Annotated in this window: 13 protein-coding genes; 8 read left to right on the forward strand and 5 right to left on the reverse strand. The window is 62.6% G+C overall.

Translation table 11 applies throughout. The features are described 5' to 3' along the window. Positions 1-140: 140 nt before the first annotated feature. From rbfA to rpsO, 4 genes are all read left to right on the forward strand, one after another. The gene (gene rbfA, locus LAC81_RS19445) at positions 141-548 is read left to right on the forward strand and encodes a 30S ribosome-binding factor RbfA (RefSeq protein ID WP_104662459.1); all 408 of its coding nucleotides are present in this window, start codon (positions 141-143) and stop codon (positions 546-548) included. Positions 549-556: 8 nt separating this feature from the next. After that, positions 557-1,492, forward strand: coding sequence for a tRNA pseudouridine(55) synthase TruB (gene truB / locus LAC81_RS19450; protein WP_223726092.1), 936 nt, complete (start codon positions 557-559; stop codon positions 1,490-1,492). A 106-nt stretch (positions 1,493-1,598) separates the two neighbouring features. Next, entirely contained in the window at positions 1,599-3,386 is a 1,788-nt protein-coding gene (locus LAC81_RS19455; protein ID WP_223726093.1) for a sensor histidine kinase, read from the forward strand. 524 nt (positions 3,387-3,910) lie between these two features. Beyond that, positions 3,911-4,180, forward strand: a complete 270-nt coding sequence (gene rpsO, locus LAC81_RS19460) for a 30S ribosomal protein S15 (RefSeq protein ID WP_029742369.1) — start codon at positions 3,911-3,913, stop codon at positions 4,178-4,180. A 94-nt stretch (positions 4,181-4,274) separates the two neighbouring features. On the opposite strand, the gene LAC81_RS19465 is transcribed toward rpsO, so the two are convergent. Continuing rightward, entirely contained in the window at positions 4,275-4,463 is a 189-nt protein-coding gene (locus LAC81_RS19465; protein WP_113538859.1) for a hypothetical protein, read from the reverse strand. Positions 4,464-4,528: 65 nt separating this feature from the next. Here LAC81_RS19465 and pnp point away from each other — a divergent pair, with 65 nt between their 5' ends. From pnp to LAC81_RS19480, 3 genes are all read left to right on the forward strand, one after another. Continuing rightward, the gene (gene pnp, locus LAC81_RS19470; protein ID WP_223726094.1) at positions 4,529-6,682 is read left to right on the forward strand and encodes a polyribonucleotide nucleotidyltransferase; all 2,154 of its coding nucleotides are present in this window, start codon (positions 4,529-4,531) and stop codon (positions 6,680-6,682) included. A gap of 81 nt (positions 6,683-6,763) precedes the next feature. Further along, positions 6,764-7,780, forward strand: a complete 1,017-nt coding sequence (locus LAC81_RS19475) for a class I SAM-dependent methyltransferase (RefSeq protein ID WP_223726095.1) — start codon at positions 6,764-6,766, stop codon at positions 7,778-7,780. Positions 7,781-7,930: 150 nt separating this feature from the next. Continuing rightward, positions 7,931-8,152: a hypothetical protein gene (locus tag LAC81_RS19480; protein ID WP_113538862.1), complete on the forward strand. Its 222-nt coding sequence runs from the start codon at positions 7,931-7,933 to the stop codon at positions 8,150-8,152. Between the two features lie 74 nt (positions 8,153-8,226). Here LAC81_RS19480 and fabI read toward each other — a convergent pair whose 3' ends face one another. From fabI to fabA, 3 genes are read right to left on the reverse strand one after another with little or no spacing between them, the layout of a single operon-like run. Continuing rightward, on the reverse strand, positions 8,227-9,033 hold the full coding sequence (fabI, locus tag LAC81_RS19485; protein WP_223726096.1) for an enoyl-ACP reductase FabI: 807 nt from the start codon (positions 9,031-9,033) through the stop codon (positions 8,227-8,229). A 4-nt stretch (positions 9,034-9,037) separates the two neighbouring features. Beyond that, positions 9,038-10,261: a beta-ketoacyl-ACP synthase I gene (gene fabB, locus LAC81_RS19490; protein ID WP_113538864.1), complete on the reverse strand. Its 1,224-nt coding sequence runs from the start codon at positions 10,259-10,261 to the stop codon at positions 9,038-9,040. Positions 10,262-10,307: 46 nt separating this feature from the next. Then, complete coding sequence (gene fabA, locus LAC81_RS19495; protein WP_113538865.1) at positions 10,308-10,823, reverse strand: 3-hydroxyacyl-[acyl-carrier-protein] dehydratase FabA; 516 nt, start codon at positions 10,821-10,823, stop codon at positions 10,308-10,310. A gap of 322 nt (positions 10,824-11,145) precedes the next feature. Between fabA and irrA the strand changes: the two genes are divergently transcribed. Beyond that, positions 11,146-11,568 carry an iron response transcriptional regulator IrrA gene (irrA, locus tag LAC81_RS19500; RefSeq protein ID WP_057247827.1) on the forward strand — a complete coding sequence of 141 codons (423 nt, stop codon included), beginning with the start codon at positions 11,146-11,148 and terminating at the stop codon, positions 11,566-11,568. Between the two features lie 133 nt (positions 11,569-11,701). Here the strand turns inward: irrA and LAC81_RS19505 are convergent, their stop codons facing one another. Further along, entirely contained in the window at positions 11,702-12,337 is a 636-nt protein-coding gene (locus tag LAC81_RS19505) for a trimeric intracellular cation channel family protein (protein WP_113538866.1), read from the reverse strand. Positions 12,338-12,396 lie beyond the last annotated feature (59 nt).

Genomic DNA, 12,396 nt, shown 5'->3' on the forward strand with positions numbered 1-12,396 from the left:
TTTCTTGGCCCTGCGTCAACGACGGCGGGCACGGTCAATTGGAACTACCCGCGCCTGAGGCACGGACGATATACTACGCTAGAGAGCAAATCGGTTTTCCGCGCCCCGGGCGGGCGCAGAACCTTGGAAAGTCAACGACCATGAGTAAAGCTACATCCTCGGCCCCCTCCCAGCGCATGCTGCGCGTCGGTGAGCAGGTGCGCGCTGCGATCACGCAGGTTCTGCAGCGTGGCGAGGTGCGCGATCCCGTGATCGAGAAGACCGTCATCGCGATCTCGGAAGTGCGCATGTCGCCCGATCTGAAGATTGCGACGGCCTATGTCACGCCGCTTGGCGTGCCCAATCATGCCGAAGTCATCGAGGCACTCAACCGCAATGCCAAGTACATTCGCGGCCGCCTCGGCCCGCAGCTCCGGCAGATGAAGTACATGCCCGACGTTCGTTTCCGTGACGATACGAGCTTCGACAACTACAAGAAGATCGACGAGCTCCTGCGTTCGCCGGAAGTCAGTCGCGATCTCGACCAGACCAGCGAAGACGAAGAATAGTAGATTTCATGTCCAAACCGCGTAAGCCCAAGGGCCGCCCGATCTCGGGTTGGCTGATCCTCGACAAGCCGCTCGACTTCGGCTCCACCGAAGCCGTCTCGAAGATCAAGTGGCTGTTCAAGGCCCAGAAAGCCGGCCATGCCGGCACCCTCGACCCGCTTGCTTCCGGCATGCTGCCGATCGCGCTTGGCGATGCGACGAAGACCGTTCCCTACGTGATGGACGGGCGCAAGATCTACGAATTCACCGTCGCCTGGGGCGAGGAGCGCTCGACCGACGATCTCGAAGGCGAGGTCACGCATTCCTCGAGCGAGCGGCCGAACGAAGAGGCGATCCGCGCGCTTCTTCCGAAGTACACCGGCGTCATCAGCCAGGTCCCGCCGCAGTTCTCGGCGATCAAGATCGATGGCGAGCGCGCCTACGATCTGGCCCGCGATGGCGAAACCGTCGAGATTCCGGCGCGCGAGGTCGAGGTGCACCGCCTGACGCTGCTCGGTGCTGCTCCCAATCTCGCGCATTTCGAGATCGAGTGCGGCAAGGGCACCTATGTGCGCTCGCTCGCCCGCGACATGGGTCGCGATCTCGGTTGTTTTGGCCACATCGCCTCGCTGCGCCGAACCTTTGTCGCGCCGTTCGGTGAAGAGGACATGGTGCCGCTCGCCGATCTGGTGGCATTGGAAAAGATCGAGAGCGACGAGGAGCGCCTGGCGGCGCTCGACGCCTATCTGATCGAGACTGGCGAAGCGCTTTCCAGCCTGCCGCATGTTGCCGTCAACGACGATCAGGCGCACCGCCTGAGGATGGGCAATCCCATCATCCTGCGCGGCCGCGATGCGCCGCTTGCGACGCCTGAAGCCTACGCGACGGCACGCGGCAAGCTCATCGCCATCGGTGAAATCGCCGAAGGCGAATTCCGCCCGAAGCGGGTTTTCGCCACGGGCTAAGCGCCCTGAAGCGTTTGCCTTTGCGCCATCCTTGACGCATGATCCCCGGCATGGGCTTCCAATCCATCCGAGGTGATTCCGTTTCCTTGCCGTGCTGCAGAACCGAATGGCGGTCGCACCGCCTTTGGCAGCGCGCGCCGAAGGCGGCTGCGCCGTTGGCGCGGCAGGAAGAAGGGCGACTGAGGTGACCGGCGTGTTGGACGAAGGAAAGCGAAAGGCTGCGAATGGCTTGGCGGCGGTCAGCGACCTCGTTCGTCATCGATTGACCCGGCCGTTCAGCTTCTATCTGACGTCGCTGCTGCTTGTGGCCATCGTCCCGGCCTTCATCTTTTCGCTTGTGGTGCTGAAGCGCAGCGTAGATCAGCAGGAACAGGTGATCACGGCCCTGCTGCAGGCCTCGACCGGGTCGGTGACGCGCATCGTCGAACGTGACATCGAGGGCATGCTGACGACGCTGAAGGTGCTGTCGACTTCGCAAGAGATCGAAGACGGCAACATGGAGGCCTTCTACGGCCGGGCCGCCACGGCGCTTGCCGGAACGGATTCCTACCTGATCGTCATCGATCGCAATCACAACCAGCGGCTCAACACCCGGGTTCCGTTCGGTGCGCAGCTTAGCAAGGCTTCGGACCCCGACTCCGTCGAGCGCGCCTTCACCAACAATGACGCGCCGCTCGTCTCCAACGTCTTCTTCGGCCAGACCGCGGGAAAATGGGTGTTCAACGTCTACCTGCCGGCGAAGCTGTCGACCGGCGAGGAATATCTGCTGACGTTGACGCAAAACGCCGAGAACATGGCCAAGGCGGTCAACCGCGACACGCTTTCTCCCGGATGGAGCGCAGCACTGGTCGATGGCGCAGGCAAGGTCATCATTTCGTCGGATGCGAAGGTCAAGGCCGGAGAACCGTTCTTCCTCGACAAGGTGCCGGCGATCAGCATCGGGGTCCGCAACATCAAGGAAAACGGCACGGAGTACCGGGTCGCGACCGAGTTCTCGGTCGTGACCGGCTGGCGGATCATCGCCTGGGCGCCGCGCGCGACGGTCGATGCTCCGGCGGTCTGGTCGTTCCTCTGGCTGTCGCTCGGCGGCATCATCTTTGCCGGCATCGCGATCGCCGGATCGTTGGCAATTGCGCGGCTGTTGTCACAGGGCGTCAAGCTCGTGGCGCAGGATGCGCGTCGCCTCGGCGCCGGTGAACGGATCGAATCCCGCCCGCACATGATCGCAGAAGTCGAGCAGGTCTCGGCAGCGCTGGCGCGCGCAGCAGCGGCGCGCGGCAAGGCCGAAAACGAGATCCGCTTCCTCATGCGCGAGGTGGCGCACCGCTCGAAGAACCAGCTGACCGTCATCCAGTCCATGCTCAACCAGTCCGTCTATTCGGCCGAGAGTGCTTCGGACTTTGCCGATTCCTTCCGCAAGCGCATTGCCGGCCTCGCGCGCTCGACCGACCTGATGATCGCCAACGCCGCCCAAGGCGTCGATTTCCGCGAGCTCGCCCAGAACCAGTTGCAGCCCTTCACGCCTGACGATCCGACGCGTGTGATCCTGTCCGGCCCGGCACTGAGGCTCGACACGCAGATCTCGCAGACGCTCGGCATGGCCCTGCACGAACTGGCGACCAATGCCACCAAATACGGTGCGCTCGCCAACACCACCGGGGTCGTCAAGCTGAGCTGGTCGCTGGAGGATGAAGGCATTGCCATTCGCTGGCGGGAGGAGGGCGCCGATCTCGCAGGCAAGCCGTCGGACCCCGTCCGCAAGGGTTTCGGGACGCTGGTATTGGAGCGCATGCTCGGCATGGCGCTGAACGCCACTCTGGAGCGGGTGATGCATGCCGATGGCATCGAGTGGCGGATCACCATTCCACGCGATGCGAAGGAAGAAGGTTCATGAGGCGCACCTGAGGGGAACGCGATGAAATGCTCTTTCGCTCGCTGGAGCTTGCCGCCGTTTCGATGGTGATCCTGACGGCGGGAGGGCCGGCACGTGGCGCCGAGATCGCCTGCACGGTCGCGGATCCGACCAGAACACCGCTCAATGTGCGCGACGCGCCAATCGTCATGACGTTGTCAAACGGGGCGAAGGTGGGCCAGACGGGAGCGCGCGACCACAGGGGCAAGCGCTGGTCTCTGGTCGCCAACGAAGCGGGGCCGCTTGGCTGGTCTTCTCTGCCTATCTCGACTGCATCTCCGTCAATCGCGATCAGCAGAGATCGGCGCCGATGCGGCCGCGTCCGACAAGCAACTAGCGCTCTCCGTCGGCCCTTCTTTGTGCCGGTTCATGACCCTTTCCTTTTTCATCCAATTCGTTTATAGGCACGCCAGCAAAAGGCGCATGCCGGTTGCATTCACGGCCTCAGCTGGACGACATCCCGGCTGAAGGCGTCCCTAAATCCTCGAAATCGAAAGGATCATCCGATGTCGATTGCTGCAGAGCGTAAGGCTCAGCTCATCAAGGAATTTGCAACCGTTGAAGGCGATACCGGTTCCCCGGAAGTCCAGGTTGCTATCCTGACGGAACGGATCAACAACCTGACCGAACACTTCAAGGGCCACAAGAAGGATAACCATTCCCGCCGTGGTCTTCTCGCGATGGTTTCCAGCCGTCGTTCGCTCCTCGACTATCTGAAGAAGAAAGACGAAGCGCGCTACACCAAGCTGATCGGTGCCCTGGGCATCCGTCGCTAAGCGACTTGTCCGGCGGGTCATTGCGGCCCGCCGGCTTTTTTATGGAGCGCTGGGCGCTCAAGGAATAATCTCTCCGGCCGCATAGGAAACGTGGCTAAAGGAGAGAATCCAGCGAACCGGATGGGCCGGTTTCGCGGATCAACCGATGGCCCGTCATGGGGCAGGATTGCAGGATGCTTCGGCCCGTTTGCCGAGACGCCGCAGACCAGCGGCCGGTGAAGCGGAACAAGCCGATTTCAAGCGTGAAGCCTCCCGTTGTCTTGCCCGTGATGCGCCATTTCATGCGGCCCTTCGACCACCCGCGCTGCAACAGCCGCGGAAAGGTCCGCCGCACACGAAGGACAGAACATGTTCGATACCCACACGGTTGAAATCGAATGGGCTGGGCGTCCGCTCAAGCTCGAAACCGGCAAGATCGCCCGCCAGGCTGATGGCGCCGTGCTCGCCACCTACGGCGAAACCGTCGTTCTCGCCACCGTCGTTTCGGCCAAGTCGCCGAAGCCGGGCCAGGACTTCTTCCCGCTGACCGTCAACTACCAGGAAAAGACCTACGCCGCCGGCAAGATCCCGGGTGGCTACTTCAAGCGCGAAGGCCGTCCGAGCGAAAACGAAACGCTCGTTTCCCGCCTGATCGACCGCCCGATCCGCCCGCTCTTCCCCGATGGCTACAAGAACGACACCCAGGTCATCGTCACGGTCATGCAGCATGACCTTGAAAACAATCCCGACATTCTGTCGATGGTCGCAGCTTCCGCTGCGCTGACGCTGTCCGGCGTTCCGTTCATGGGCCCGATCGGTGGCGCGCGCGTCGGCTACATCAACGGCCAGTACGTTCTCAACCCGCATCTCGACGAGATGGACGAATCGACCCTCGACCTCGTCGTCGCCGGCACCCAGGAAGCCGTGCTGATGGTCGAGTCGGAAGCCAAGGAACTGCCGGAAGACGTCATGCTCGGCGCTGTCGTATTCGGCCAGAAGGGCTTCCAGCCGGTCATCGACGCCATCATCAAGCTCGCTGAAGTCGCTGCCAAGGAGCCGCGCGAGTTCGAACCGGAAGATCATTCCGCTCTCGAAAACGCCATGCTCTCGCTTGCCGAAGACGAACTGCGCAACGCCTACAAGATCACCGAGAAGGCCGCTCGCTACGCTGCCGTCGACGCCGTCAAGGCCAAGGTGAAGGCTCACTTCCTGCCGGAAGGCATCGAGAACCCGGCCCACACGGCCGAAGAAATCGGCGCCGTCTTCAAGCACCTGCAGGCCAAGATCGTTCGTTGGAACATCCTCGACACCAAGAGCCGTATCGACGGCCGCGATCTGGAGACCGTTCGTCCGATCGTCTCGGAAGTCGGCCTCCTGCCGCGCACCCACGGTTCGGCACTGTTCACCCGCGGTGAAACGCAGGCGATCGTTGTTGCCACGCTCGGCACCGGTGAAGACGAACAGTACGTCGACAGCCTGACCGGCATGTACAAAGAACGCTTCATGCTGCACTACAACTTCCCGCCCTTCTCGGTCGGCGAAACTGGTCGCATGGGCTCCCCGGGCCGCCGCGAAATCGGTCACGGCAAGCTCGCCTGGCGCGCGATCCGCCCGATGCTCCCGGAAGCCGAACAGTTCCCCTACACGCTGCGCGTCGTATCCGAGATCACCGAGTCCAACGGCTCGTCCTCGATGGCCACCGTCTGCGGCACCTCGCTCGCGCTGATGGATGCCGGCGTTCCGCTGGCAAAGCCGGTTGCCGGTATCGCCATGGGCCTGATCAAGGAAGATGAGCGCTTCGCCGTTCTCTCCGACATCCTCGGCGACGAAGACCACCTCGGCGACATGGACTTCAAGGTTGCAGGCACCGAAGCCGGCATCACCTCGCTCCAGATGGACATCAAGATCGAGGGCATCACCGAAGAGATCATGGGCATCGCGCTCAACCAGGCCAAGGGCGGCCGTCTCCACATCCTCGGCGAAATGGCAAAGGCCATCTCCGAAAGCCGCGGCCAGCTCGGCGAGTTCGCTCCGCGCATCGAAGTCATGAACATCCCGGTCGACAAGATCCGCGAAGTCATCGGCTCCGGCGGCAAAGTCATCCGCGAAATCGTCGAAAAGACCGGCGCCAAGATCAACATCGAAGACGACGGCACCGTCAAGATCGCCTCTTCGTCCGGCAAGGAAATCGAAGCGGCCCGCAAGTGGATCCACTCGATCGTCGCCGAGCCGGAAGTCGGCCAGGTCTATGAAGGCACTGTTGTGAAGACCGCCGACTTCGGCGCCTTCGTCAACTTCTTCGGTGCCCGTGACGGCCTCGTCCACATCTCGCAGCTCGCCTCCGAGCGCGTCGCCAAGACGACCGACGTCGTCAAGGAAGGCGACAAGGTCTGGGTCAAGCTCATGGGCTTCGACGAGCGCGGCAAGGTTCGCCTGTCGATGAAGGTTGTCGATCAGGCCACCGGCAAGGAAATCGTTGCCGAAAAGTCTGAGAAGAAGGGCGACGGCGAAGCCGCCGAATAAGCGGGCTTCACCCGAAAGCATTCGGGGCGCGGAGCGGATCGCTCCGCGCCCCTTTCTTGTAGGAAGATGACGGATAGACCGATGAGCCGAGACGCGTTGAAGACCCTGTTTTACCCGTTCGATAGCGGCGTGATCGACCCGCCGGGCGACGGCGAGCGCGTGCTCTTTCTCGGCGCCGAGGCGGGCTACCGGTTGCCCAAGGGCTTCGAAGCCTCGATAGCAGCGGTTCAGCCGTCAAGGCCGCTCTATCGCGCGCTGGAGGCCGTGCGCGCCGATGTGACGCCTGAGGTCACCGGCGAGGACTATGACGTCACGCTGGTGCTCTGTGGCAAGCACAAGGGCGAGAACGAGGACCGTATCGCCGAGGCGTTGAAGCGTACGCGTGAAGGCGGCCTGATCGTCGTTGCCGGCGGCAAGGAAGACGGTATCCAGTCGCTGAAGAAGCGGATTGCCAAGTTCGAATGGGATGGCGATCACCTGCCGAAGTATCACGGCGTCGCCTTCTGGTTCACTCGTCCCGAAGATGTAACCGATGCCGTGCACAAGCTCGCTAAGGTGCCGGTGCGCGTCGAGGGATTGTTCGAGGCCTCGCCCGGCATGTTCTCGCACGACCGCATCGATGCGGGTTCCGAGCTGCTCGCCTCGCGCCTGCCGAACGATTTTCATGGCCACGCCGCCGATTTCGGCGCAGGCTGGGGCTATCTTGCTGCAAAGCTTGCCGAAACCGCACCGGGCACCAAGGGCATCGACCTGTTCGAAGCCGACCACGAGGCGCTCGAGGCGGCTCGCGTCAACATGATGGCGAACGCTCCGCGCATGCCGGCGCGTTTCTACTGGTTCGACCTGACGAGCGAAGAGCCGCGCGACAAGTACGATCTCATCGTCATGAACCCGCCCTTCCATGAGGCCCACGCCGCCGAGCCGGCGCTCGGTGTCGCCATCATCAAGACGGCGCTGAAGGCGCTGAAGCAGGGCGGCAAGCTGATGCTGGTCGCCAACCGGGGCCTGCCCTATGAGCAGGTGCTGGCCGAGAATTCCAAGGAATACGGCGAAACCTGCCGCAACGCCCGTTTCAAGGTGCTGTGGGCCAAGCGCTGAAGACCACCGAGGATCAAGCAAAGAGCCGGGCCAAACGCCCGGCTCTTTGCGTTTCGGGCCTCGGCGTGAAGCGACAGTTTGCCTGTTGCCATCGCCCCTGTTCGGGCTCACCATGACGTCGTCGGTATATCTCGTCGGAGGATGAGTGCCATGACATGGGGTGTGAACAGGCCGCCTTTGAGCGAGGACGCGGCCGAGGCTGTCGCCAAGGACATCAAGCATGCCGAGGGACATGGAGCGACCTCCGAGGTGCCCATGTCATTCCTGAAGAGTCTTTATCACCTGCCGATGGCGCCGGGGCGGCGCACGCATACGGGTTTCATTGTGCTGGCGATCGTCGTCGCCGTGCTCGCGCTGTTTCTGTTTCCCTGAGCGGCTCTTGAACGACAAAGCCCGCGGATCGAGGCCGATCCGCGGGCTTTGTCGTGGTTGGTAGATTGAGAGCGCTATTCGGCGTCGGCCGTCCTGAGCGTGTCGAGCGCCGGCATCGAGGTGATGTTGTAGCCGGAATCGACATAGTGGATCTCGCCCGTAACGCCGCGCGACAGATCCGAAAGCAGGTAGAGCGCAGAGCTGCCGACGTCGTCGATGGTGACGGTGCGGCGCAGCGGCGAATTCTTCTGCTGCCAGGAGAGCATTGCCCGGGCGTCGGAAATGCCGGCGCCGGCAAGCGTGCGGATAGGGCCGGCCGAGATCGCGTTGACACGGATGCCGCGCGCGCCGTAGTCGGCGGCGAGGTAGCGTACCGAAGCCTCGAGCGCGGCCTTGGCAACGCCCATGACATTGTAGTTCGGCATGACGCGCACCGACCCGCCATAGGTGAGCGTCAGCATCGAGCCGCCGTTGTTCATCAGCTCGGCGGCGCGCTTGGCGATTTCGGTGAAGGAGAAGCAGGAGATCACCATCGTGCGGCTGAAATTGTCGCGCGAGGTGTCGGCGTAGAGACCCTTCAGTTCGTTCTTGTCGGAGAAGCCGATGGCATGGACGATGAAGTCGAGCTTGCCCCAGCGCTCCTTGATCGCGTCGATGACGGCATCGACAGACGCAATGTCTTCGACATCGCAGGGAAGCAGGAAGTCGGAACCGAGTTCGGCGGCCAGCGGCTTGACGCGTTTGCCGAGGGCTTCGCCCTGGAAGGTGAAGGCGAGTTCAGCGCCTTGCGCTGCAAGCGCCTTGGCGATGCCCCAGGCAATAGAATGGTTGTTGGCCACACCCATGATGAGGCCACGCTTTCCGGTCATCAGTCCCGTCATGGTGTTATCCGTTGTAGCGCTGGAAGACGAGCGTGGCATTGGTGCCGCCGAAGCCGAAGGAGTTCGAGAGAACCGTATCGATCTTGGCGTTGTCGATGCGCTTGCGAACGATCGGAACGCCATCGAACTCAGGATCAAGCTCGCTGATATGCGCGCTTTCGCCGATGAAGCCAGCCTGCATCATCAGCAGGCCATAGATAGATTCCTGCACGCCAGCGGCACCCAGCGAGTGGCCGGTGAGCGACTTGGTCGACTGGATGTGCGGCATCTTGCTGCCGAACACTTCGCGGATCGCCCCGATTTCCTTGCTGTCGCCAACGGGCGTCGAGGTGCCGTGCGTGTTGATGTAGTCGACATCGCCCTTCACCGTCGAAAGCGCCTGGCGCATGCAGCGGATCGCGCCTTCGCCCGAAGGTGCCACCATGTCGTAGCCGTCGGAGGTCGCGCCGTAGCCGACGATTTCGGCGTAGATCTTGGCGCCGCGGGCCTTGGCGTGTTCCAGTTCTTCGAGAACGAGCACACCTGCACCACCGGCAATGACGAAACCGTCGCGGTTGGCATCATAGGCACGGGAAGCGCTCGCCGGCGTCTCGTTGTATTTCGACGACATGGCGCCCATGGCGTCGAAGAGGTTGGACATGGTCCAGTCGAGATCTTCATGGCCGCCGGCAAACATCACATCCTGCTTGCCCCACTGGATCATTTCGGCGGCATTGCCGATGCAGTGCGCCGAGGTCGAGCAGGCCGAAGAGATCGAGTAGTTGACGCCGTGGATCTGGAACCAGGTCGCAAGCGTCGCCGAGGCCGTGGACGACATCGCCTTCGGAACGGCGAACGGGCCGATGCGCTTCGGGCTCACATTCTTGCGGGTGATGTCGGCAGCTTCGACGATGGTGCGGGTGGACGGGCCGCCCGAACCCATGATGATCCCGGTCCGTTCGTTGCGGGCGATGACGGACTCTTCAAGACCGGAATCGGCAATCGCCTGCTTCATCGCCACGTGGTTCCAGGCACCGCCCTGCGACAGGAAGCGCATGGCGCGACGGTCGACGAGTTCGGTCGGATCGAGCGACGGGGCACCCCAGACCTGGCACTTGAAGCCGTTTTCCGCGAAATCGGGAGAAAACGTGATGCCCGACTTTGCATCGCGCAGCGACGCCGTGACTTCGTCCGCGTTGTTTCCGATCGAGGAAACGATGCCGAGGCCCGTGACAACAACCCGTCTCATGATACTGACCTTTTCTTTATTTCGTTCGGTGCAGGCAGGCCTGGACTTACTCGGCCTTTTCCTTTGACAGACCGACGCGCAGGTCGGTTGCCTGATAGATAGTCTCGCCATCGGCCTTCAGCCAGCCATCGGCGGTGCCGAGCACGAGCCGGCCGCGCATGACGCGCTTGAAGTCGATGCCGTACTGCAGCAGCTTGGTTTCAGGGCGAACCATGCCCTTGAATTTGACTTCACCGGTCGACAGCGCCATGCCGCGGCCGGGCTCGCCGAGCCAGCCGAGGAAGAAGCCCGTCAACTGCCACATGCCGTCAAGGCCGAGGCAGCCAGGCATGATCGGATTGCCCTGGAAGTGGCAGGGGAAGTACCAGTCGTCCGGCCGTACGTCATACTCAGCGCGCAGATAGCCCTTGTCGAAGGCGCCGCCCGTCTCGGAGATCTCGGTGATGCGATGAACCATCAGCATCGGCGGCAGCGGCAGCTGCGCGTTGCCAGGGCCAAACAACTCGCCACGGCCGCAGGCCAGGATTTCTTCGTAGCTGAAGCTGGATTGTTTGGTGGTCATGAATAGATGCTTCCCCGAATGACTTAACGTGTTGTCCGATCTGCTTTAGAGCAAGTTCGGCTTGAAATGAAGCGTGGCGAACCCGGACCTTCTCGTTTCCGGCCAGGATAGCGTCGCCTCAGATGGCATTTTCGTTCCGCCGTCGCTTACAGGATCAATGTGGGCGCGACCAGAGTTAATTGCCAGCCTTCCCCGAGTTTGACCGGTTTTTCAGGCTTTGCAACGCATGTCTGGCCGAGAATCTATTGAAAGCGCCGGGCGCAAAAGTTATATCGCAACGGAAGTATTGTGAATTTCGCCGGGATACATGGAACGACCCTTGATGACGAAAGCAACAGAAGTGAGTTCGGAAGAAAGGCTGCGCCACTCAGGCCTGCGTCCGACCCGTCAGCGCGTTGCCCTCGCCGATCTGATCTTCGCCAAGGGTGACCGTCACCTGACCGTCGAGGAACTGCACGAGGAGGCTGTCATGGCCGGGGTGCCCGTTTCGCTCGCAACCGTCTACAACACGCTGCATCAGTTCACCGAGGCCGGCATGATCCGTGTCCTGGCGGTAGAGAGCGCCAAGACCTATTTCGACACCAACGTGTCGGATCACCATCACTTCTTCGTCGAGGGCCAGAACGAGGTTCTCGATATCCCCGTCAGCAACATCCAGATCGACAACCTCCCGGAGCCGCCGGAGGGAATGGAGATCGCGCATGTCGACGTGGTGATCCGCCTGCGCCGCAAGAACGGCCGCTGATCCAGGCACCATTCCGGGAAAGGCGCGGAACGCGGTTTCGCGCGAAATTGCGGGACTGAATCGGTCCCGCAGGGCGATGCTCAAAATAAGTTGATCACGCGTACGCTGGGCCGATCAGGCGCAGAAGCCCCATTCACATCACATCGTCAGGATTTCTGCCCGGCTGCGCCTTGCCCGTCGGCAGCGTCCAGCCGAACTTGAGCGCGCCCCCGCGCACGGCGAAGGCCGAGATGACGCCGAGCGTCGACGCCCCCGCCAGCGGCAGGCCTGCCATCGTCGCAAGCACGAAAGCCCCGGCGCCGATCAACGCCGCCGTGACATAGACTTCCGGCCGCAGCAGCACCGAGGGCTCCCCGGCGAGCAGATCGCGCAGGATGCCGCCAAAGGTGGCCGTCAGCATGCCGGTAACGAGCGCGACGCCCGGCGAACCCGTGGCCGCAAATCCCTTTGCAGCACCCATGACGCAATAGGCCGACAGGCCGATTGCATCGAGCCAGACAAGGACCCGGTAGCGCGAACCGAACAGATGGGCGGTGAAGAACACGACGACCGCCACCGTGGCGCAGACCAGGAGATAGGTCGGGTTGGTGACCCAGAAAACCGGTGTCGCCCCGAGGACGACGTCGCGCATCGTCCCGCCGCCGATCCCGGTCACCGAGGCGAGGAACAGGTAGCCGATGATGTCGAGCTGCTTGCGCGAGGCCGAGAGCGCACCGGTTGCTGCGAACACGGCCACACCGGCATAGTCGAGGATTTCGAGGATGGGCATGGGCGCTCCAGGCAAGATTCGGCGGTTTGGCCTGAAGCTGGGCCATCTCGTGCCCCGGC

This window comes from Ensifer adhaerens, from assembly GCF_020035535.1.
In the GTDB taxonomy this organism is placed as follows: domain Bacteria; phylum Pseudomonadota; class Alphaproteobacteria; order Rhizobiales; family Rhizobiaceae; genus Ensifer.